The sequence below is a fragment of the Ktedonosporobacter rubrisoli genome (assembly GCF_004208415.1).
GTDB lineage: Bacteria > Chloroflexota > Ktedonobacteria > Ktedonobacterales > Ktedonobacteraceae > Ktedonosporobacter > Ktedonosporobacter rubrisoli.
Window position 1 is genome coordinate 2,286,061 of record NZ_CP035758.1, and the last position, 21,647, is coordinate 2,307,707.

Annotated in this window: 26 protein-coding genes; 13 read left to right on the forward strand and 13 right to left on the reverse strand. The window is 49.4% G+C overall.

Annotation, left to right across the window (positions count from 1 at the left end):
• The first annotated feature begins 101 nt into the window (after window positions 1-101).
• Window positions 102-1,742 (forward strand): FAD-dependent oxidoreductase, encoded by a 1,641-nt coding sequence (locus EPA93_RS10465; RefSeq protein WP_129887164.1) that lies wholly within the window; start codon window positions 102-104, stop codon window positions 1,740-1,742.
• 115 nt (window positions 1,743-1,857) lie between these two features.
• On the opposite strand, the gene EPA93_RS10470 is transcribed toward EPA93_RS10465, so the two are convergent.
• The 6 genes from EPA93_RS10470 to EPA93_RS10495 form a co-directional block, all read right to left on the reverse strand.
• Window positions 1,858-2,361 (reverse strand): YggT family protein, encoded by a 504-nt coding sequence (locus tag EPA93_RS10470; RefSeq protein WP_129887166.1) that lies wholly within the window; start codon window positions 2,359-2,361, stop codon window positions 1,858-1,860.
• 329 nt (window positions 2,362-2,690) lie between these two features.
• Window positions 2,691-3,536 (reverse strand): dihydropteroate synthase, encoded by an 846-nt coding sequence (gene folP, locus EPA93_RS10475; RefSeq protein ID WP_129887168.1) that lies wholly within the window; start codon window positions 3,534-3,536, stop codon window positions 2,691-2,693.
• A 202-nt stretch (window positions 3,537-3,738) separates the two neighbouring features.
• Window positions 3,739-4,827, reverse strand: a complete 1,089-nt coding sequence (locus EPA93_RS10480; RefSeq protein ID WP_129887170.1) for a DUF2332 domain-containing protein — start codon at window positions 4,825-4,827, stop codon at window positions 3,739-3,741.
• Window positions 4,824-5,597, reverse strand: coding sequence for an MFS transporter (locus EPA93_RS50285; protein WP_129887172.1), 774 nt, complete (start codon window positions 5,595-5,597; stop codon window positions 4,824-4,826). Before EPA93_RS50285 ends, EPA93_RS10480 begins: the two co-directional genes overlap by 4 nt.
• Window positions 5,588-6,130, reverse strand: coding sequence for an MFS transporter (locus EPA93_RS50290; protein WP_129887174.1), 543 nt, complete (start codon window positions 6,128-6,130; stop codon window positions 5,588-5,590). The genes EPA93_RS50285 and EPA93_RS50290 overlap by 10 nt, the downstream gene beginning before the upstream one ends.
• Before the next feature lie 277 nt (window positions 6,131-6,407).
• Complete coding sequence (locus EPA93_RS10495; protein WP_129887176.1) at window positions 6,408-7,184, reverse strand: class I SAM-dependent methyltransferase; 777 nt, start codon at window positions 7,182-7,184, stop codon at window positions 6,408-6,410.
• A 362-nt stretch (window positions 7,185-7,546) separates the two neighbouring features.
• Between EPA93_RS10495 and EPA93_RS10500 the strand changes: the two genes are divergently transcribed.
• From EPA93_RS10500 to EPA93_RS10510, 3 genes are read left to right on the forward strand one after another with little or no spacing between them, the layout of a single operon-like run.
• Window positions 7,547-7,927 carry a YciI family protein gene (locus tag EPA93_RS10500; protein ID WP_129887178.1) on the forward strand — a complete coding sequence of 127 codons (381 nt, stop codon included), beginning with the start codon at window positions 7,547-7,549 and terminating at the stop codon, window positions 7,925-7,927.
• A 2-nt stretch (window positions 7,928-7,929) separates the two neighbouring features.
• Entirely contained in the window at window positions 7,930-8,880 is a 951-nt protein-coding gene (locus EPA93_RS10505) for an LLM class F420-dependent oxidoreductase (RefSeq protein ID WP_129887180.1), read from the forward strand.
• Window positions 8,881-8,901: 21 nt separating this feature from the next.
• Window positions 8,902-10,170, forward strand: a complete 1,269-nt coding sequence (locus EPA93_RS10510; RefSeq protein ID WP_129887182.1) for an RNA polymerase sigma factor — start codon at window positions 8,902-8,904, stop codon at window positions 10,168-10,170.
• A 211-nt stretch (window positions 10,171-10,381) separates the two neighbouring features.
• Here the strand turns inward: EPA93_RS10510 and EPA93_RS10515 are convergent, their stop codons facing one another.
• The 4 genes from EPA93_RS10515 to EPA93_RS10530 all read right to left on the reverse strand — a co-directional run bounded on the left by EPA93_RS10515 (window position 10,382) and on the right by EPA93_RS10530 (window position 11,950).
• Window positions 10,382-10,666, reverse strand: coding sequence for a hypothetical protein (locus tag EPA93_RS10515; RefSeq protein ID WP_129887184.1), 285 nt, complete (start codon window positions 10,664-10,666; stop codon window positions 10,382-10,384).
• A gap of 242 nt (window positions 10,667-10,908) precedes the next feature.
• Window positions 10,909-11,163 (reverse strand): hypothetical protein, encoded by a 255-nt coding sequence (locus EPA93_RS10520; protein WP_129887186.1) that lies wholly within the window; start codon window positions 11,161-11,163, stop codon window positions 10,909-10,911.
• Window positions 11,164-11,306: 143 nt separating this feature from the next.
• The gene (locus EPA93_RS10525; RefSeq protein WP_129887188.1) at window positions 11,307-11,717 is read right to left on the reverse strand and encodes a response regulator; all 411 of its coding nucleotides are present in this window, start codon (window positions 11,715-11,717) and stop codon (window positions 11,307-11,309) included.
• Window positions 11,714-11,950 (reverse strand): hypothetical protein, encoded by a 237-nt coding sequence (locus EPA93_RS10530; protein WP_129887190.1) that lies wholly within the window; start codon window positions 11,948-11,950, stop codon window positions 11,714-11,716. The genes EPA93_RS10525 and EPA93_RS10530 overlap by 4 nt, the downstream gene beginning before the upstream one ends.
• A gap of 238 nt (window positions 11,951-12,188) precedes the next feature.
• Between EPA93_RS10530 and EPA93_RS10535 the strand changes: the two genes are divergently transcribed.
• The gene (locus EPA93_RS10535) at window positions 12,189-12,458 is read left to right on the forward strand and encodes a helix-turn-helix domain-containing protein (protein ID WP_129887192.1); all 270 of its coding nucleotides are present in this window, start codon (window positions 12,189-12,191) and stop codon (window positions 12,456-12,458) included.
• Between the two features lie 21 nt (window positions 12,459-12,479).
• Entirely contained in the window at window positions 12,480-12,716 is a 237-nt protein-coding gene (locus tag EPA93_RS10540) for a helix-turn-helix domain-containing protein (protein WP_129887194.1), read from the forward strand.
• Between the two features lie 34 nt (window positions 12,717-12,750).
• On the opposite strand, the gene EPA93_RS10545 is transcribed toward EPA93_RS10540, so the two are convergent.
• A complete protein-coding gene (locus EPA93_RS10545; RefSeq protein ID WP_129887196.1) occupies window positions 12,751-13,131 on the reverse strand; it encodes a hypothetical protein in 381 nt (126 codons plus the stop codon).
• Between the two features lie 383 nt (window positions 13,132-13,514).
• Between EPA93_RS10545 and EPA93_RS10550 the strand changes: the two genes are divergently transcribed.
• From EPA93_RS10550 to EPA93_RS10565, 4 genes are read left to right on the forward strand one after another with little or no spacing between them, the layout of a single operon-like run.
• Window positions 13,515-13,751 carry a helix-turn-helix domain-containing protein gene (locus EPA93_RS10550; protein ID WP_165423012.1) on the forward strand — a complete coding sequence of 79 codons (237 nt, stop codon included), beginning with the start codon at window positions 13,515-13,517 and terminating at the stop codon, window positions 13,749-13,751.
• Window positions 13,752-13,775: 24 nt separating this feature from the next.
• The gene (locus tag EPA93_RS10555) at window positions 13,776-14,039 is read left to right on the forward strand and encodes a helix-turn-helix domain-containing protein (protein WP_129887200.1); all 264 of its coding nucleotides are present in this window, start codon (window positions 13,776-13,778) and stop codon (window positions 14,037-14,039) included.
• 36 nt (window positions 14,040-14,075) lie between these two features.
• Window positions 14,076-14,312, forward strand: coding sequence for a helix-turn-helix domain-containing protein (locus EPA93_RS10560; RefSeq protein WP_129887202.1), 237 nt, complete (start codon window positions 14,076-14,078; stop codon window positions 14,310-14,312).
• 27 nt (window positions 14,313-14,339) lie between these two features.
• Window positions 14,340-14,576 carry a helix-turn-helix domain-containing protein gene (locus EPA93_RS10565; RefSeq protein WP_129887204.1) on the forward strand — a complete coding sequence of 79 codons (237 nt, stop codon included), beginning with the start codon at window positions 14,340-14,342 and terminating at the stop codon, window positions 14,574-14,576.
• A 201-nt stretch (window positions 14,577-14,777) separates the two neighbouring features.
• Here the strand turns inward: EPA93_RS10565 and EPA93_RS10570 are convergent, their stop codons facing one another.
• Window positions 14,778-15,815: a bifunctional nuclease family protein gene (locus EPA93_RS10570; protein ID WP_129887206.1), complete on the reverse strand. Its 1,038-nt coding sequence runs from the start codon at window positions 15,813-15,815 to the stop codon at window positions 14,778-14,780.
• Window positions 15,816-15,821: 6 nt separating this feature from the next.
• Entirely contained in the window at window positions 15,822-17,963 is a 2,142-nt protein-coding gene (locus EPA93_RS10575) for a bifunctional nuclease domain-containing protein (protein WP_129887207.1), read from the reverse strand.
• Window positions 17,964-18,206: 243 nt separating this feature from the next.
• Between EPA93_RS10575 and EPA93_RS10580 the strand changes: the two genes are divergently transcribed.
• The 3 genes from EPA93_RS10580 (at window position 18,207) to EPA93_RS10590 (ending at window position 21,462) form a co-directional block, all read left to right on the forward strand.
• The gene (locus tag EPA93_RS10580; RefSeq protein WP_165423013.1) at window positions 18,207-19,376 is read left to right on the forward strand and encodes an FIST signal transduction protein; all 1,170 of its coding nucleotides are present in this window, start codon (window positions 18,207-18,209) and stop codon (window positions 19,374-19,376) included.
• A 611-nt stretch (window positions 19,377-19,987) separates the two neighbouring features.
• Window positions 19,988-20,434, forward strand: coding sequence for a MarR family winged helix-turn-helix transcriptional regulator (locus EPA93_RS10585; RefSeq protein ID WP_165423014.1), 447 nt, complete (start codon window positions 19,988-19,990; stop codon window positions 20,432-20,434).
• A 65-nt stretch (window positions 20,435-20,499) separates the two neighbouring features.
• Window positions 20,500-21,462 (forward strand): TIGR03560 family F420-dependent LLM class oxidoreductase, encoded by a 963-nt coding sequence (locus tag EPA93_RS10590; RefSeq protein ID WP_129887213.1) that lies wholly within the window; start codon window positions 20,500-20,502, stop codon window positions 21,460-21,462.
• Window positions 21,463-21,647: the final 185 nt, after the last annotated feature.

Below are 21,647 nucleotides of genomic sequence, written 5' to 3' on the forward strand. Positions count from 1 at the left end.
CTCCTCGTATTGGTCTAAAGTAAAGCCAGCCAAGAGATCTGGACCCCTTGGATGCTCAAGGGAAGTCTACATGTATGCGAATGAAGAAAGGCTAAGTAGCTATGATACAAGAAAATATTCCAGTCCTGATTGTTGGCGGAGGCGCCGCGGGCCTGAGCGCTTCTATCTTCCTTTCCCATCATGGGATTCGCTCGCTTCTGGTGGAGCGTCATTCCAGTACCTCTATTCATCCCCGCGGTCGCGGTTTCAATGCGCGCGTGATGGAGCTCTATCGCGAGCTTGGGCTAGAGGGTGCTATCAACGAGGCGGGCAAAGACTTACAGCCGGCAAAAGGCTTTCTCAAAGGTTCCACGCTGGCTGAGGCTTTTGCGAATGCAGATAAAGAACCTGAGCCAGATTCAGAACAGTGGGCGCGTCTTATGGCGATCATGGCTGCTCAGAAGGAGATAAGCCCCACTTCTAGCAGTCGAGGTACGCAAGATCTTGTCGAGCCAATCTTACTGGCGGAGGCGAGCAAGCGAGGGGGCGATGTGCGCTTCTCGACCGAACTGCTCTCTTTTGAGCAGGATGAGACAGGGGTAAGCGCGCGTGTGCGCAACCGCAGCGACGGGACTGAAAGCCAGCTCCGCGCTCAGTATATGCTCGGTGCCGATGGGGCCAATAGCGCTGTTTTGCGTGCTCTGAGTATTCCCTATCGTGGAAGCGGAATCCTGGGCCATCTGCTCAACATTCTGGTTGAGGCCGATTTGCGCTCAGTTGTGCAGGGAAGAGAGTTCAGCCAGTGGCTGATTGAGCGCCCTGAAATGAAAGGTGTGCTGCTGGCGATCAATAATCGCAATATCTGGACCCTCCACGTTCCGTATGATCCACAAAAGGGGGAGAAACCAGAGGATTTTCCGCCGGAGCACTGGGAAGCCTTGCTTCCTTCGGTACTGGGTTTGCCCAGGGCTGAGATTAAGGTCAAGGGCATTTTACCCTGGACCGCCAGCGTACGTGTGGCCCAGAGCTTCCAGCAAGGACGTATATTCCTGGCAGGGGATGCCGCGCACGAAGTGACGCCCTGGGGTGGCCTGGGAGCCAATACCGGCATCAGTGATGTGCATAACCTGGCCTGGAAGCTGGCCCTGGTGCTAAAAGGCGTTGCGCGCCCGGCGCTGCTTGATACTTATAACAGCGAACGTCAGCCGGTGGGGCAAGCGGTAGTTGAGTTCTCCCATTCTCAGACCGGCGAAGACGGCCTGGCAACCCGCGAGCGTTTTGAGCCCGGAGCAGCTATGTTCATGTTATCAGGCTTTGCCTCACAAATGTTATCGGGACATGGTTATAAGTACGCATCTCAGGCCGTCGTGGAAGAGGAGGGCAGCGATCCCGAGAATCACGAGCTTAATGGACAGCCCGGCACACGCGTACCCCACCTCTGGCTTACCTATCAGGGCGAGCGCACTTCTACCGTCGATCTGGCTGCCACACACTTTACCTTGCTGACTGGCCCCGCAGGTCAAGACTGGCATGCTGCAGCCGAGGTGGTAGCTGCTCGCCTGCAGCTCGACTTGAAAGCCTATCGCCTTGCCCCCGATGGCGATCTATGCGATCCCGAGAAGCTCTGGCCTGGACGCGCTGGCATTGAGGAAGATGGAGCGCTTCTTGTGCGCCCTGACGGCTTTGTGGCCTGGCGCGCTATGCGCTTACCAGTTAAGCCTCAGCAAGAACTAGAACTGGTGCTAAAGCACCTGCTCGGTTAAGGCTCTTTTGCCGGGAGTGGGCAAGCGCGCGAAAAGAACCACCTGTCTCTACGGCAAGCAAGCTGCCCGCAGGAAGCAGGTGGTTCCAACTGGCTGATCGCAAGAATTATCTAGCCTATTCTATACGCCGATCTCGCTCTATAAACGTGCTTCTGCGATTGGTCAGGCTTGGGCCAAGTAAGACCCGCGCGAGAGAGACCAGGCCCCAGCCGATGAGCGCATAAATGAGCATGGCTATCAAGGTCGAGAGCTCAAATACGTGGGCCTGTACGGCCGGTTCGCCAAAGATACCGTTAAAGGGAGCTGTAAAGACGTAGCTGACGTCATAGAGGGCGTGAATAAACTCGTTGCTCTGATTTGCCCCAAGCAAGCGGAAAACAAAGCGTAGGATGAGGATGATTTCCAGTACTGTGAGCAAAAAATAGATAATTGCAGATGTCCAGTAACGAATAGTGGCAAGGCGTAGTTGTGGATCATCGTAGACCTCTTCGCGCCTTTCAATCTGATTGCTGCCCGCTGGCGGATAATTTGGATTATCATAGCCGGGAGGAGCATTGTAGGCCGGTGGCTGCCCCTGGCGATAACGCGGATCATCGGGCACATATGGCTGGTTATTCATGCGACATTCCTCCATCAATTCCAGCACTATTCTATTTATGCTGAGTAAACAAAGCTTTATCGAAATAAAGGCTGTTATTCTTTTATAACGTAAAAACCTGCTAAATAGCTCTATAGAAATGCGCTCGGCAGAAACTCTAAGCAAATATTAATGATGCTAGCCTGGCAATAGCTTCATTTCTTATAGTTCTGCCATAAGCCTTGTTCATGGCAGGCATAGAGTATAGCCTGATTTGAGAAAGCTGCTCAGAGATCCCACCAGGACTCATGCATAACATCCTTAAAAAAGATCTTTCCCGAATAACGTGGCAAGCGTGAGAGCGAAGCATGTCATGTGGCAGGTTCTCTAAGCCATTCAGTGATCCGCACTACATCGCGCGTCGCGGCGACATCATGAGTACGAATGAGATGTGCCCCCTGATGGATCACCAGTGACGTGAGCCCCAGGGAGCCGTAGAGCCGGTCTGCAGGATTGGAATACTCAAGAACCCTCCCAATAAACGATTTGCGGGAAACGCTCAGCATCAACGGTCTCTCAAAGGAGCGAAGTGCAGGCAGCTGTTGCAGAATGATACGATCCCACTCGTCCCAAGAGATATTCCGGTTGCGGAAAAACCCAATGCCAGGATCAAGCACGATGTTCTCCGGGGCAATTTCTGCCAGTTCCGCTCTCTGGAGCGCGGCTTCCAGAGAGGTCTTCACCACAGAAACAGGATCTCCCAGAGTATCAGTATAGCTAGCATTTGCCATGAGAATGACGCCTTTGTATTCCTTCGCAATCTTTGCCATATCTGGATCATGCGCCAGGCCACTTACATCATTTAAAATAGAAGCGCCTGCGTTTAATGCTTCTTTTGCAATGGCAGCGGTCTGGGTGTCAGCGGAAATCGGGGTATCTGTCACCTCTTTGATCGTGTGGATGGCCTGAGCCAAGCGATCCATTTCTTCTTCAACCGAAATATCAGTTTGTAGATATGGAGCTGTTCCGCGTGCTCCCACATCGAGTATATCGGCGCCAGAAGCCGCCATCTGCTCTGCAACACGCTTCAGGTCTTCTCTCGAAGAGAAGACCGATCCTTTGAAGAAAGATTCTGGGCTGATATTAATGATCCCCATCAGACGGACTGGGTAGTGGTCACCAATCTGTATGCCTGCTATATTTGCATATGGTTCCATGGAAACCTCTTTGAGCGTGAAGCGAGATAAGCGAATCTCGGTTTGCCTTACATCCTGCCCAATTATATCATCTCGGCTCTGCCAAAAGTGCGCGGCAAGCAAAACGAGTAAGAAATTTGGCTATGACTCGTTAAGGATTTTATTGACCTGGAGGACTACACATATTTTATCGTCAGGGTTTGTGACAAGATTTCCTCCTCGTCTATGCTTTGGGAGGAAGAAGCCATTCAAGCCAGCGGCCGTGGCTTTCGCAGTTTGCCAGATATTCAGTCTGCATCTTGCCTTGCTGGTAGGTGTAGAGCCTGAGTTGGGGAGGTGTGCGAAGCGAATAGCCATCCTGGGCTAGCTGGAAGAGGTTGCGCTGTCGGGCATGTTGTGCGATGTGCTCAAGAATACGCTGGCGAACCGATTCAGGCATCTGGTTAAGCACATAGCTGTGGAAGACGCAGAGCGCGGCCTCGCCGGGCACTTGCGCAAGCACTTCCGGCAGTATGGCGGCTGCATCGCCCGCTACAAGCGTTGGTGGCTCCTGCCGAGCCACTTTTAATGCTGCCTCAAGCAATTGCAAGCGATCGGCATGCTCGGGCCAGATGAGCGCGCGGAGCCAGCGTGTATCGTTAGGATCTTGTACATTAAGTGGATTGATATCGAGACCTATGCGATAAATGACCTCGGGAAGGCTGGTCATAGCTGGAAGAGGATATGGCCCGCGCACGCTTGAGCGAATATGGACTGGCGAATCTGGCTTCCCCAGGATTTGACCGCTGCCATAATCATAGGCGTAACGATCCCAGAGCAAATGCAGCCCCGCGCTCGCACCGATCTCGACGATGGCTAATGGTTGATGCTCTAGCCTGCTGGCCAGCAAGCTAAAGGCTGGAAAGAGCCCGGCGCAGCGCCTGACTTCATTCGTTTGCACGTAGCGCGTCGTGACAATCTCGCGAATCTTCTCAGCATGCTCCAGGCAGAACTCTCGAAAGGTCGGGAAAGCTTCCTCTGGAGGCCGCGTAGTAGTGCTCATATCGGGATAATATGCCCTGAGCGGATGCTCACTACCACTTAGAAGCAGAAAGTGTACAGCACCAAAAAAGAGGTTAGTGATGGTTGTGGATTGGTCGGCTTCGGCCACAAGGCTCAGTAATGCGGGATCGGCAGCAATTTGCTGGCTTAAGTAAGCGTAGAGGGGAGACGAGTTCTCTGGCGATGTGCCGCGATAGATCATTGAACCATGCCCTGTAAAATGCCGGGCCAGCTTTTTAACTTGCTCTTGAGAAAGATGAGAGATACTCATGTGTTCTTAATCCCTTCAAGGGCCTTTGGCAAAACCAACATTGCAAACAACCCGGCGCAAATGACCAGTATGCCTACGGCTGTAAACATAGTATCAAGAGGACCAAATACAAACCCTGCAATAGTAGCATGGAGGTGGGCTAAAAGGGTTGAGGTCAGAATGCCGGCCAGTGTTCCACCGAGCAAGGAAGCAACGGTAATCAATGGCTGTTGAAAGGCCATTACGCGCCCGATGAAGTCGCGCGGAGTAACGCGCAAGATGAGCGGGCGTACCGTGACAAAGATGCAAGTACTGAAAAAGCCGCGCACAACCAGACAGAGCATACCAGGGAGCATACTGGTCATCCGGGACAGGAGCACGCTGCTTATACCGTGGCAAATGAGAAATATCCACAGGATTCTTACTTCGCCCAGCCGTCGTGCCAGGAAAGCCGTCAAGGGCATGCCGGCAACTACGCCCAGACCCAGACAAGCGACATATACTCCCAGCAGACTTTCAGGCACGTGCAGGTTCTCAACTCCGAAGAGGTAGGCAAAGGAGTTATAGATCATCCCTGCAAACATAAAAATCATGCCAGTGATCAACAAAACGACAAGAGCCCGATTACTCACAAAGAATTTCAGCCCTTCTTTGAAGGAACTCCAATATGATGGTGGTTTCTGCCCTTGTCCCTGGTGGCTGACTGCTACGCGCAGAAATAGGAGCGCAAGAAAAGAGACGAGAAAGGAGAAGGCGTTAAAGGCAATGACCCATGAGGGACCTAATGCCAGATAGAGGGGGCAGAGACGCTTGGCCCGATGATTTGCGCGAGGTAACTAGCTTGTTGAAGCATGCCAAAGGCCTGGGGACGCTGCTCAGGCGTGGCGATATCGGCCAATATAGCGGTTTTAGCCGGTTCAAAGAATTGTGAACCGCACGCACAGAACAACAAGATCCCATAACAGCTGACCAGTAACCATACGGTATTGGTCGTGAGCAGCGTGAGCAGCAAGAAGATCGTGACTCCGGCCATACGCATCAGGTCTGTCCAGAGCATGGTTACGCGTCTGTCCCAGCGATCTACAAAGACACCAGCGAAAGGACCAAGCAGCAGTGTTGGAATTGCCACAATCAATGGAACACTACCTACTGCCATCGGCAACCAGACCTGCCCTCGGGCTAATGTCTCTATGATCCAGATCGTGATGGTTGCGACAAAGAACCAATCGCCAATCAGGGAACAGGATTGCCCAAGCAAGAGCAAGACAAAATTCCGATTGGCAAGCAGAGATGCTCTTTCTTGCGAAGAAATAGCTGAGGGCATATGATTTTTTGTATGTGTATTACTCAATATAGTAGATACGGAGGTTTTGGTGTTTCTTCAGCGATCTATTCCTGTGATCACTTTCTAACTGTGCAAATCAGTATATGCTTTCATTGATCTAAATGTCAAGTGTTATTAGGAAGAGAAATGATGTATTCGCAATTATCACTTGCACTTTCTAAAAGAAGCTGGCGTGGAAAGGATCGCTGAGAACTGAGAAACAACTAGCGATACCTCAGTGGCGTATTTCTGCTATTCAAGCGGTCTGCTATCTCTATTACCGCAGGCGTTGAAAGGCCAGCTGACGCATTCCCCACACAATCTCATTGTCTGCCGAAGACGTTTCTACCAGGGCATGTAGATCCTCTTCCAGCTGATTGATCTCCTGGGTAGCATAATGGGCTTGAATAAACTGATTGTGCTTCCAGGATTGAATATTCATCCAGAACATGGTTGCCGCATGCCTGCTTGTGACCGGAAGATGATAGACGCGGCTCAGCGTGCGCTTTCTGTTGCTAGTATCGTCTATCTGATTCAGCTCGGGCCCGATGTAGAGCTGGTTGGCTTGCTGCTCAAGCATTCTTGCGACAATCGCCAGATAGCGGCTAAAAAGCTGGTTGCTGGTCTGTATCCACTCTACCTCTTCGATGAGTAAGCTGCCACCTGGGCGCAGTTGTGTGCACCAGCGTTCAAGCGTGGCATAGGGATCTTGCAGATGGGTAAGCAGGAAGCGACAATAGAGCAAATCCGCCGGATCAGTCGGAAATGGTACGCTAGTAATATCGTGCTGCCTGAATGAGACCTGGGCGGTGGCTTTTTGTTGGGCATAGGCAATTGTGCGCTCGGAAAGATCCAGGCCTGTAACTTGCGCCGCTGCGAATGTCTTGGCCAGCAAACGTGTGGTGCTGCCAGGACCGCAGCCCAGGTCTATAATGCTTGCTGGTGCCTCCTGTATGCTATCGTGCAAGAATGCGCGCGTGGCTGGCTCATATACTTCGGCAAGCACTTCGAGACGTTGGATAGCACGATCGGTGTCTGTAAAAGCATACATCATACTGGAGTAAAGTCTCCATTTCTAGTATATCTGCAAAGTATGCAGCTAATCAGCTGAGTCAGCAAAGAAGTGTCGGGTCGCATCTCACAGAAGTTCGTCAGCCTTGAAGGCTAGCCCAGATCTTTGCTGCATATCTCCCCTATATAAGATTATAGCGGTATCAGGGTAGAGTAAGCAGCTCACTCTTAGCGGCTTATTGCCGTTCTTTGCTGCCTACTTCTCATTTTATCGAGCAAATATTGTTTGAACGCAAAAATCGCTGATCAAGCTGTCGATTTTGGCAAACTCCGTTCGTCGTTTTAGCGAAGACAAAAAATGAGCGCTCTGAAAAGAATAAATTATTCTGGAAAAGGAGTAAGGCCATGCGCTACTTACTGTTAATATATGGCGATCAGGCTGAGCATGCTAAGCTCGCTCAGGAAAAGCTTGGCGCTGAATACGAGGCTTATATGGCCTTTGGGGAAGAAGTTCGGCAAAGAGGCGTCCACATCGACAACAATGCACTTATGCCTATCAGTACTGCGACGACGGTGCGGGTGCGCGCGGGCAAAACACTTATCGCAGATGGCCCTTTTGCTGAGACCAAGGAACAGCTTGGTGGTTATTACCTGCTGAATTGTAAGGATCTCGACGAGGCTATCGAATTTGCCGCTAAGATCCCCGCTGCTATAGACGGATCAATTGAGATCCGCCCGATTATGGAGTTGGATTATTATAGAACACTTGTAGGAAAAGGTGAGTAAGTATGTCGCTCAAATATAGTATCTTCCTACCCCTTGGTGTTGGTGGGGAATTGGCGAGCAAGGACCCTGTAGAAACGTATGAAACAGTGGCTCAAATTGCGCAAATGGCTGATGAACTTAGCTATGAGACGGCATGGTTGCCTGATCATTTTATCACGGCCCAGCCATCGCAGGCGGCACTTTTCGAGAGCTGGACGACAGCGGCAGCTCTGGCCCGTGATACGAAACGCGTGCGCATCGGACATCTGGTGACGGGCAATGCTTATCGCAACCCCGCCTTACAGGCCAAGATGGCTTCAACGCTTGATGTGATCTCCCATGGACGCTATACTTTTGGCATCGGCGCCGGCTGGCACGAACAGGAGTTTCGGGCTTACGGCTATGAATATCCCACGGGACCTGAGCGCTTGCGTCAATTGCGCGAGGCTGTGCAGATCATTTTAGCTATGTGGACGCAGGAAGAAGCAGTCTTCGAAGGAAAATACTATCAGGTGCGCGGTGCCATCAACCAGCCCAAGGGCGTACAAAAGCCACATGTGCCCCTGCTGATCGCCGGTGACGGTGAGCGGGTGACGCTCAAACTGGTTGCTCAGTATGCCGATGCTTGTAGTGTGCAGGGCGATTTTGCAGCAATCAAGCATAAGTTTGCGGTGCTTAAACAGCATTGCGAGGCTGTTGGGCGAGATTATCAGAGCATTCGGCGAACTGCCCTCACGCTCTGCCTCATCAGTGAAAGCGATGAGCAGGCCAGAGCCCTGATTCCAGGCGGTGAACTACTTGGTTTCCCTGGCAATGTTCTTTCCTATGGGCTCATCGGTACTCCCGAGACCATTCGGCAGCGTCTAGCAGCCTATGAAGAGGCTGGGGTCCAGGAGCTTATCATTAGCTTCTTTGATGCTCCTGGCCTGGATTTCACGCGGCGTTTCGCCAATGAATTCATCATGAAGCAATGAGAAAGTGTCAGTGAGGGAAGAATGGATGCAGCACATCAGATTGTAGCACGTACCTTTCGCCAGGAAGCAGGTCGCATCCTTGCCAGCTTGATTAGTTCTGTGGGCGATTTTGAGCTCGCTCAGGATGCTCTACAGGATGCCTTGCTTGTCGCTCTTGAGCGCTGGCCACGCGAAGGGATACCGCACAATCCAGCTGCCTGGATTACAACTATCGCGCGGCGCAAGGCTATTGATCGTCTGCGCCGTGACAATATGCTTGCGCGTAAACAAATGATTTTGCAAGAACTGCTTGAGCGCGAAGAGCAGAGGGAAGGAGCGGAAGACACAGAAGATCTGGCGATTCCTGATGAGCGGCTCAAGCTGATGTTTACCTGCTGTCATCCCGCCCTGGCCTTAGAAGCGCAAATTGCCCTTACCCTCCAAACGCTGGGAGGGCTCTCCACTGCTGAAATTGCCAGCGCTTTTCTCGTTCCTCTACAGACGATGGCCCAGCGCCTGGTACGAGCCAAACGCAAGATTAAGGAGGCCGGTATTCCTTATCGGGTTCCAGGGCTTGAAGTATTAGGAGAGCGCGTTGAGGCCATATTGTATGTGCTCTATCTCATTTTTAATGAGGGATATGCCGCCACCTCCGGTGATAAACTGATACGGCGTGAGCTTTGCGACGAAGCCATCAGGCTTACGCGGATCTTGATTATGCTAATGACTCAGCAAGCTCTTCATGATGGGCTTCCTGAAGCATGGGGACTACTTGCCCTCATGTTATTGCATGATTCGCGACGTGAGGCGCGGGTGGGCGTGGATGGAGAGCTGATTCTGCTTGAGGCTCAGGACCGTTCACGCTGGGATCGCCGTAAAATACAGGAGGGTCTGGCTCTGATTGAGAAGGCCCTACCTATGAAACGCGTTGGACCCTATCAACTGCAGGCTGCCATCAGTGCTTTGCACGCTCAGGCACAAACGCCTGAAGAGACAGATTGGTCGCAAATCGCCGCACTCTATAGGCTCTTGTGGCGGATTACACCCTCGCCAGTTGTTGAGCTAAACTGGATAGTGGCGATCTCGATGGTTGATGGTCCCCTGGCTGGCCTGGAGCTGCTGGATCGTCCCGAGCTAGAGAAGTCCTTGAGCCAGTATCATTTGTTTCATTCGGCTCGTGCTGATCTGTTACGACAGGCCGGAAGGTTGAAAGAAGCTAGCGCGGCCTATCAGCAGGCGCTAAGTATTTGCCAGAACGAACGCGAGCGTGCATTTCTCAATCGTCGCCTCGCTGAGGTATCGCAGGGATAGCAGGGAGAGGATTGAGGATTAGCGTTCCTGGCTAGAGGCTAAGCGAGGGTAGTATGTCTAATCTGAGATAGGTCAGGATAGAGCGCTTGCTCTCGCTTAGCCCATAGAGCATAGAAGCTGCTTTAGTTCTCCTCTTGATTCACTTTCTAAATCACTCGAACGAAGTGCCAGTATGCACCCTTTTTATCGTGGATTGACCTTCACCTTCAATTCACTCAAAGAGTCGTTTCCCTTGAGATGCTGCCGATTGTACTCTTTTCAAGAGCCCATTTGCGACGCGTTCGAGAAGAGTCGCGTTGTCTCCGTTCATAGCTGAAACAGAAATTGCAATACCTTTTGAATCATCCTTTGCGCTGGTTTCCCAAAGTTCGACAATTACCCGGCCTACATAAGTAGCGTTTGCTCCTTGCTGACCAAGTATTGGTTGATTACGAACACTAGATAAAACATCAACTGCTTGTGTCTGTCTCTGCTCTCCTTGCCATTGCTGCGACATATTTAGAAATCTCCCTGTGGTTTTTCAGACTTGAGTTGCAAAACCTACTGTCGTTAGTAGGGCGATCCCAGAAGCTCCCAATCCCTTGAGGAGTTCCTTTTTTGATACCTGCTTCATTTGCAAACTAGTGAAGCTATCGATGATATTGAAGCTTGTGCTTCATTTGTTATAGTTAATGCCCTCTTGTAAAAAGATAGCATATCACTCATGTTTCCGCAATATCTACTTATTTCTCATTTTTGTTAAGAGTTCATCTGTGTCTCCTCTTGATACAGTTGCCTCTCGCGAGCGACGATCTCCGCAGAGAAGATATAGCTATCCTGCTCTTCGCTATAGATGACCGGCGTATCCTGTCTTTGTAGAGAGGTCAGACATAGACAAAAGAGTTCGTGAGCGCGCCTGAACAGCAGATCGCTACTTGTGATATTGGCCAGATGCATGGCTGCGTTAAGGGCGTCAAGCATTACAACCTGTTCGTGGGTCTGCGTATTATCCATCGTGGGCGTTATCCTTTCCGAGCTAAAGGCCACGGATAGCCATGTTTTTGTCGCAAAAAACTTGTCATCTCCCAGCTTGCGAGCATCCTTCTAGGCTGTCCATAGCCTTTTCCCTACAAACTTTTCCACATGCGTATCAACTGTCAAGAGCAATAGTGCGCGGCAACGGCGAGAATTGTTTGGGTTGTGCTGGGTTTAGCAATGTAGGCCTGAACGCCGATCAGGCGGGCCTTAAGCCAATCGAGCGGACCGTAGCGCCGCGCGTGGATAACTAGCGCCGTGTGCACAAAAGCTTGACGCTGACGCAAGTAGCGCGCTACCTGGTAGCCATCCATACGGGGCATTGCGATATCCAGAAAAATCAGGCGTGGAAAGGGCGAAGAGGCTATCTGTAGCCATTGCAGCATACTGAAGCCGTCTGCAAAGCTGCGCACGGGATAGCCGGCGCGGCGCAGCGTAATTTCGAGGATCTTGCGTACCGTGGGCGAATCGTCGGCAATCAAGATCAAAGGCGGCTCGGCAGCCGGACTGAGCTCAAGAGGAACTGCACTCATTGGATGGTGGCCTCCGCTGCCGCGTGATCAAGGACATACATACGAATCTGCTGATCGTAGTGGTAAGCGATGTGCTGGAGCTCCAGCCAGGCCGCGCAAGAACTGAACGCCTGTATGAGCGCTTGCTTTTCATGTGGGAAGCGGGCGAGCGGCTGTACGATCCTGGCCCGGCTCATCTGATCCAGCTTGACCAGGATCTCTTGACGTGTGGGCGGTTTGTGGTTATTCATCATCTCCCCCTTAATAATCCTCACAACATTACTACATAGACTAGCAATTACATCTAAATCCGTATTTCAGGATGCAATCAATTGTCTCCGATATAGGGATTATATACCCTACTTTATAAAGTAGCAAGTATTTAGTCTTCTCTACTGAGTAGACATTTTAAGGTAAACCTTTGTGCCGAGCTACCTTAAAAGGAATAGATCATTTAAACTAGCTTTAAATCAATACAGAGATAGGTATCATATGATCCAATTAAAGGTGAAAGAGATAGCCGCCAAACGAGGGGTAAGCCAGGCACGCTTATCGCGCTTAGCTGATGTGGACATCAAAGTCTTGCGCAAAATTTACCGCACTCCCACTACAGCGAATATTACACTAGCCACACTTAATCGGCTGGCTTTCGCCCTCCATGTTGATGCGCGCGATCTCGTGGATTACCAACGAGAAGATGCGCTTCCAGGACTGCACGAGGACGATATAGACGAGGAAGATATCTCAGAGGCAGATGGGTAAGTCTCCAGTTTGAGGAGCGATATGATACGCTTGCGTGTGAAAGAGACAGCTCAAGAGAAAAGCATCAGCCAGGGAAAGCTACAACGTCGAGCAGACGTAGATATTAAGACGATTCGCAAGATTTATCGGAATCCTTATACGATTATTACCACCGAAACACTAGCAAAGCTGGCCAAAGCCCTGGGAGTTCCATCCTCTGAACTGATAGAAGATGTGCCCGACGAAGAAGCGCTGCGAGCAGGCACGGATGAAGAATAATCCTACCAGGAAGTGTAAGAGATAACATGGTCCACTAAAGCTTAGTTAGTTCTTGAAGCATGGCCGATTCTATGGCCTCAAACATTTTAATATCTGTTTTCTGTTGCCATTTCTCTAGCTCATCAAAATGTTTTACATATGATGGTTTGGGCGTATGCAGCAGTTGGAACATAAGCACATTCCAGATAGCGCTTACCAGGTACCCTCCATGTTCGCGAGGAATGCGAACGCCTTGCTGCAGGCTAGGTAGCAAAATATCGCGCACTGCATGATAAAGAGATTTCACAGCTTCTTGCTCCCAGGATGGCATTTTCTCCCAGGCCAGCGTGTACGACTCCTTTGGAGTGGGATGAAACTCATTAACGCCGTCGATCCAGGCTTGTCTCGTCAATCGATAACCCTGCTCAAAATCCATAATCCTACTTCCCCTTATTTTAGTGATGCTATATATTTCGTTAGCGTTCTTACCGCTTCAACCTCAGCAAATTGGTTAAGCCGCTAGTAAGCTAAAAGAGCTTTATAGCTGATTTATTATTATCTATTTCTATATAGCACGAAATTTTGCAATAATTATGTGCTACCTATCTCTCTTCTGAGAGAAAGCATACCATTCTTTCTCAGTATTTGCAATATAATCGGCATATAGTTGACAAAATGGATATAATAGATTTTGCTATGATTCAACGATAATATATTCTGCATGATCCTGAGAAGACAATCGATAAATGGAAAAATATTTAATTTATGAACATGAGAGATAGATGTAATGTGCTGTTTATTCGCTCAAAGGATGGCTATATGATTCGGCTGAAGATCAAAGAAATAGCAGAGGAGAAAGGATTTAATCAATCCTCACTGGCAAGAGAAGCAAAAATAGGCTTTACTACTGTAAAACGCATATTTCGTGACCCATACCGAGAAGTCTCATTCAATGTTTTGGAAAAGATAGCACAAGCGCTTCATGTGAGTATTCATGATCTTATTGAAGAGGTTCCTCTTGGAACAGAGATACAGGAACCTTCTGGCAATGAGTGAGCTTTGTCAGTAAGTTGGGGAGACATGTTGCGGATAAAAGTCAAAGAGATAGCCAGGCAGAAAAAGATGAGCCAGCGCAAGCTGTTCCTGCGCTCACGAGTGGACTTGAGAACGCTGCAGCGTATCTATCATGATGAGTACGCAAATATCACCTTAGATACATTAGGTAGAATCGCTTATGGGCTAGATGTGAACGCCTCAGAGCTAATTGAGGGAAGGTCCGATACTCCTGAACATCTACGCGATTTGATCACGCCCTCAGAAGAGCTTGCTGATAAAGAGTTATAAAAGGTGGAGAAGGTGTAGTAGCTAGCGAGAAATCTTATGATCCGGCTTAAAGTGAAGGAGCTTGCTCAGCAGAAGGGATACAGCCAGGGATTACTTGGGCGAATGGCAAATGTTGATACCAAAACGATGCAGAAAATTTATCGTAATCCCACAACAGCGGTTGTCACGACGCCTATTCTTGACCGCCTTGCGAAAGCTCTGAAAGTAGACGTTTCGGAACTATTAGAGAGCATTCCCGACGAAGAGCCCAAGGAGTTCCTTGATAATACATAATTCTTGTTTAATAGACTGAGAAGCCTGATGATACGCTTACGAATAAAAGAAGTAGCCAAGCAAAAGAAGATAAGCATGGGGAAACTCTCAAGAACGGCAGATGTCTCTTATAACACCATTAAGCGCATCTATGATAATCCCTATTATAGCGCTACAACTATTACCCTAGCAAAGCTGGCCAAAGCCCTGGGAGTTCCATCCTCTGAGTTGATAGAAGATGTGCCCGATGAGGAGAGGCGACAAGCGGGGATAGATGAGCAATGAGAGCACCAGGGAGTGCGGATGGAGGCGTGTGTGATCCAATTAAAGGTGAAAGAGATAGCCGCCAAACGAGGGGTAAGCCAGGCACGCTTATCGCGCTTAGCCGATGTGGGTATCTCGATGTTAATAAATTGTGAGACAAACGAAGTAGGCAGCATCTGCTCCAGATCGACTATCTCATGTCTGGCCTGCTTATGAACCTGTCTACTCAGCTATGATCTCAAAGGCGATCTTATCCAGCCATAGTTTACCTTCCCCTTCCACAACAAGATAGGGAGTAATGGTATATGCGTCGGCGGGAACATCTATAATCAGTTCGTGAGATGTCCAGTCACGTGTGCCTTCGATTGGATTTTTCGTTGTATTATACTCATGCAAATAGTTCGGACGATATCCAGATGTAGAGCGTGGGGACTCTACAGGAGGGCCGGAAACTGTTAGATGGAGATTTGCTTGTTGAACGTTCTCTGTCTTGAGAATCGCGAGCATGCGTACTTGCTGACCACGATACCGCACCGGCAGAAAGCCCTCGTGACTTATTATACATACATCGACTTCTGACTTCTCCTTTGTGCTTGTATCGGGCTGTGCATCATGCAACTCTATTGAGAGGCTGGCTTTTCCGCTCCCTGTCGTTTCTGTATCGAGATGGTAATCGACCTGTTCGGGGTTGCCCAGGAAAAGCCAGCCATATAGTCCATCACTGAAATCCAAGTTGTGCGGCTCCTTTTTAAGCGTTAACTGCTCAGGACTGTTTTGTAGTAGGCGAAAAACAGTTTCGAGTTGCTGCTGCAAGTCCGTTCCATATTCTGCAAGGGTAACCCCTCTTTTCTCCAATGCTGTTTCGCTAACCAGCAGCGAACAATTTAGGCTTACTGCCAGGGCCAGAGCGTCGTTGAGGCTGGCTGGCACGTTATGCTGTCTGCCCTGTTGATCTTGGATAGTGATCTGTGCCGAGAGCACTTCGCCTTGTAGAAAATCAATAATTATTCCTTCCAAGGTTCCTTTCAGCGTCTTGAGCAGTCGCGTGAGTAAATCGAGCGTGAGAGGGCGAGCAAGCGTTGTGGCTGTCAGATCCTTTTGCAAGGACGTTTGCAGGGGCAGATCGCGGCTCATGGTATCTGTCTGATAAAACCAGAGCGGCAAGACTCGCTGCCCTTGTGCGTCCAGGAGAAGAACATATGTCACGATCCATCCTATATTCTCTTGTGCCTCTGTTTTGGCCAGCGTAACCGGAATCATGTATTTCTATTCTCCTTCTCGCTCTTTTCCTTTTTTCATTTCTACGGTTCCTACCTGCATGTCCTTCACCCATACCTGCCCTTGACCATGCAAGGAAAAACCAAAGCTTACTGTTGCTCCCCGCCGTTTGGATACATCTACCTCTACTTCGTAGCGCGTCCAATCGGTAGTCCCTTGAATTATCTGCTCAGCCAGTTCATCTGGAGGAAGTCTTCCGAAGCCCCAGCCGGGACTCATCCTCAAGAAGAGACTCGCTTGTCCTCCAACATCTGCTGTTTTGATACTGGCGGAGAAGCGCAGCCGCTTGCCAACATAGTCTCGTTTAGGGAAAATAGTTTGTTCTAATGTTACCTTTTTCTGTGGCTGTTCCACGGCTGCTTTAATGAAGGCAATATGCGTGCCTTCTGCGCTCTGCTCCACACCGCATTGGTAATCCTGGCGTGCCTCCACATGCAGTACCCATAGCTGCTCCTGCTGGCTAAAGGTCCAGAAATTCAACCCCTGACTGAAATCAAGGTTTAGAGGGTATCTTTGCAGAAGCAACTTTGTGCCAGTTAGGGGAACATTCCCATCCACGATTTCAAGGGAGAGGCCGTCAAGCCAGACTTTACCCTTCCTCCACATACTGAAGATCAGTCTGATAGCGATTGCTCTATCAGGGACATCGATGACAAGCTCATGCCGTGTCCAGTCATATGTTCCCTTTATAGGTTTTGGACTTCGCGTTGTATATATAGCAGGGAAATTCTCTTCTGGATCAAGAGGAGGAGCCTCTACCGATAGGACGAAACCTGCTGTCTTCACCTCCTCTGCTTTTAGAAAGGCTATAAAGCGCATATGCTTACCTCGATAGGGATCGGCTGCTATATCTTCGTGCTTTAATTGTATAAATCCCTTGTGTTCTGTGCCTTGCTGATTGATAGCTAAGCTGAGCTTGCCTGTGTACGAGGTATTGCGATCAAGATGGTAGTTAAAGTATTTACGATCTCCTGAAATTGTCCAACCGACCAGACCCTGAGCGAATTCCAACTTGCCTGACGTTTTATGACCAGGGAGATGAGCGGCGTTGCTATTCTGCTCTAGCATTGCATCTAGTTGTTGTTCAAGCGTAGCGCCTTTCTTTTTTAACTTGACCCCTTTCTGCTTGAATACCTCTTCGCTGACGACAAAAGGGCAATGCAAGTGTAATGCCAGAGGCAAGGCGTCATGCAGATGTGCGTTAATACTCTGCTGTTCCTGCGCTAGGCGTAAATGTAACTGCGCATAGAGAATATATCCCTCTAATGCGTCAATTGCCACCTTTTGCAGCTCTCCTCCCAATGTATTGAGCAGCTCTGCCATCAGATCGGTCGTCGATGGCTCTTTAATTGCATCTGCCTGTGCGGATATATGCATGCGTTGAAGCAGATTCATGTTTAGCGGCCTGGGAAACTTGAGAAGTAACGCCCTCAAGTTTCGTTCGTCGAGCAAGATCATGTTTGTGCCAGAGGGGCCCCGTAGAACTCTGGCTACTTTGACTGGTACCATTTTTGTTGCCTTTCTGTGCTCTATTGCCTTGCGTGCATAATCAGGAAGGAGAGATTGCAGGTACGCACGTAGTTGTTCGCGTCCTTTATGTAAGCGGCTCTTTGCTGCCATGGGTGAGATGTTCAGGAGGTGAGCAATTTCCTGAATGCTCAGGTCCTCATAATAGAAGAGATGAGCAACCTGGCGCTTGTTTAGCGAGAGCATATTCATTGCTTGTTCTACAAGCTTGCGCAGCTCTTGCGCTTCTATAATCTCTTGAGGATCGATATACAGGCTGTTAGCGTTCTCAAGCAGAGAGGATTCAAAGGATCGAGAGTTTGCCAGGCCATCTAAAGAGACGAATTGGTCTTGCCGCGAGGTACGGCGCCAGTTGCGACACACGTTCAAGACAATGCCATAGAACCAATTCTTAAAGCGCTCCTCGTGCTGGAGCTGATCCAACGAGAGATATGCCTGGAGGATTGCCTCCTGGACCAGTTCTCGCGCTGTCTCTTGCTCGCCGCAGAAGCGGAGCCCAAGGCACATTGCCATCACCTGGTAGCGCTCGATTAATTCATGAAACGCCTGCTTATCACCAACTCGTGCCAGGCTGACAAGTTCGGCATCAAGTTTCTCTTTCATATGTTTTCGTCTCGTCGCTTATAGCGAGTCTCTTTCTGAAAGCAATCTATTCTCAATGGTACTTATATAGTGGGAGAAAAAGCGAAAAAGGTTCCTCCAAATTATGAGGGGCGACAAGCCCCTACAAATGAAGAATAGTACTGCTGAGCCAGCATATTGCATTGACAAACTTCTCTCATTAACTTAAAATACCTGAGCGCTTTGAAAGAAAGAAACGAGTAACTCGTGAAGAGGATGTGGAAGATGACAAAAGGTACTGTGGCTTGCACCGAACTCGCGGAAAGTTGGGAAGCTGGAAGAGATCTTGCTCAGCAGATTATGGCCCAGGTTGGCGCTGCTCCCGATGTTATCTTTCTTTTTGCCACCCAATCATATCAGTATGAGGCTCTGCTCTCTGCACTCAAGAGCGAGTGCCATCCCAGATTTCTGCTAGGCTGTGCTGCTTATAGCACCTATACAAGGACTGCGGTTGGCACAAGTTTCGCCTGTGCAGCCGCATTGCGTTCGGATGACTTCCTATTCTCATTGACAGTTGGGCGAAACATAGATTTAGATCCCAGGGAAGCTGCCCGGCAAGTCATCGAAGGTTTCCAGGGATGGGAGCATCCAGAGTATCGTTTTCGCACGGCAATCCTCTTCATGGATGTAATAAATGTGTTTATGGATGATTTTGTCAAGGCCTTGACCCACAGTACTCATGGCAACTATCAATTCTTTGGCTGCGGTGCCGCCGAGAATGGCCAGCAAAAATATGCCCCTGTCTTCGCTGGCGAGCAGGCTCTTGGCAATAGCGTGGTTGCTTTGGAGGTCCTTTCGCATAAGCCGTTGGGTATCGGTTCTCGTCATGCATGGATTCCAGCTACTCCATCGATGCAGGCGATTACAGAAAACGGTGGTACCTTGCTCAAAAGTCTCGATGGTCGTCCTGCTCTAGAAGTCTTTCGTGAATATGCTCAGCTGAACGAGCTGGATTTTCCTGAGCACAGTCTCCTCCCTTTTTTTCTTCACAATATGCTAGGTGTCGAGACCGGGAAAGGCTATCAGCGGCTGCGTCTGCCGCTTATGCTGAACGATGAAGGAGTGCTTACCTCTTCATCACCCATTCCTTCGTATGCAAAGGTTTGCATTATGAAATCAACTTTTGCCTCAGTTCTGCGTACTGTAGAGATAACGGCACGCTCCGCGCTCAATAATCTGTATGGGTCCCGACCAGCCTTGGCCCTCTATGTGGATTGTCGCGCTTCTTCTTTGCGGCTGGCAGGAGATTACTCCGAATTACTGCGGGTTGTCTGCAATAGACTGCCCCATACGCCATTCGCGGGCTGTAATATCTATGGGCAGATTGTGCGTTCGCAAGGACAGTATAGTGGATTTCACAACTGCACTCCATCGATCTGCCTCTTTCCTGAGTAGCGATCAATACTTGTCGTGCCAAACGGGGCAAAGCCAGGCACGCTTATCGCGCTTATCCATATGGATATTAAGGTCCTGCGCAAAATCTATTGGGCACGCACCACAACCATATCATGTGAAGTTTGGGTGGTTTTGCTACGCCTGGGAACTGCCAAAATATGGGTTACAGATCTGTTTTGAGTTCAAACAGAAATGGATGGCATTTTGTCAATTCTATCATGAATGAAATTTTACTCATATCCTGGCAGTTCCAGTCTATACTATGCTTCATGAGTCCATTGGCATATGATGGTTCACAGGCTGTTTTGATTCATACATATCGCTTAAGCAGCTAATACCCTGAATGGAAGCTGTTTCAATGAAAACGCCATTGAATTGATACGTACGTTATCACAGAGGTCCTTTCCAAATGAGCAACCGGCAAAATATGGTTCACAGCCAGCTTCTGAGCCTGGGCGGATTTTACTCATATTGTCAACTTGTAGCAAGTATACGTCAAATAGATGATCAGAGAACATTGTTCCGTAGGATCGTACCCTTTGCAAAAAAGAACTGCACCCATAAGCAAAACAAAGATTGACACGTGCATCTCAATGCTATATACTTCATATATGAACAAAAAAGTTGATCAGATAGATGAAAAGATCGTGCGTCTGATTGGTCTGCTGTCTCGAACCGAGAAAATCACCGATGGACACATGAATGCAGTGCTGCAATCAGTCCGTTTGACCTGCGCGCAACATCACGTACTCAAACTACTGATCATGGCAGGAGAGCCTCTGCCATTAGGGCAGATAGCCGAAAAGTTGCACAGTGTTCGTTCCAATGCTACCCAGATGGTCGATCGCTTGGTGGCTGAAGGGCTAGTTGAACGCATCTTTGATCCTGCCGATCGGCGACGGGTGCTAGCTCAAATCACGGAAGAAGGTTGCCATCGCTTTGAGGCTGCCACACAAGCTGAGCGCCAGATTGAGCAAGAGTTGTGTGCCTGCTTTAGCCTGGAAGAGCGCGATCAACTCATCATACTTTTAAGCCGCCTGGAAGAGGTTTGGAAGTAATCTCTTTTTTTTGTTTATTAATGGTTCACATATGTACAATACAGATATGAATAAAGAGGTATTTTATGTCCATGAAGTTTAGTGTAGCAGTACCGCATGGCTTGCTCGGAGAACTGGCGGGGATCAAAGACCCGGTGGAAGCATACGAAGCAATGACGAACATTGCCCAGACTGCCGAGGAAATAGGCTTCGACTCTATCTGGATTTCTGATGGTTTCTGGCCGACTCATCCTTCTGAACTTTCCCAAACATCGCAAGAGTTTCTCTTTGAGTGCTGGACCACGACGGCAGCGCTCGCCCGCGATACTAGCCGTGTGCGCATTGGTCAGATGGCCACCAACAACCTCTTTCGCCATCCTGCACTGCTGGCAAAAATGGCAAGCACTATTGATGTAATGAGTCATGGCCGCCTCACCTTAGGCATAGGGTCGGGTACCACGCTACTTGCGCCGCAGCTCCGTGCCTATTATGGCAACGACTATCCTCCAATCCCTGTTCTCTCTGACCAGTTGAGCGAAGCGGTCCAAATCCTTCTCGCTATGTGGACGCAAGAAGAGGCTACATTTGAAGGGAAGTATTATCAAGTGAAAGGCGCAATCAACCAGCCCAAAGGGGTGCAATTGCCCCATATTCCTCTGCTGATTGCTGGCAGTGGCGAGAAGGTAACGCTCAAACAGGTGGCACAGTACGGTGATGCCTGTAATTTGTTAGGCGATCCAGCTACGATTCAGCGGAAGTTGACGGTACTCAAACAGCATTGTGAGGCCATTGAACGCGACTATGAGAGCATTCATCGTACAGTGGGAATGTACTGTAGTATCGCGGATACTGACGAGCAAGCCTGGGCGACAGTTCCTGAAGCAGCAAGAGCTTCGATGAGCAGGACTGCGCTTATTGGCAGTCCTGCTACGATCCGCAAGCGTATCGCAGAGTACGAGGAAGCAGGCGCACAGGAACTGGTATTCAGATTTCCTGAGCCACTGAACCTTGATACGCTTCGGCGTTTCGCGCAGGAGTTCATTGCCTAATTTCCTATTACTAAGTAAATAGCGACGAAATATGCTCTATCGAATAATTTGATCCAGACTCATAAAGTGAGCAAATTTACACCATATACTGGCAAATTGCTTGTATTGTGGCAGTGAAACCGGCTTCCGATTTCTGTTTTTTCGCCTGAATTCAGGCAAACCCATTCACTGCCACAATATGGATC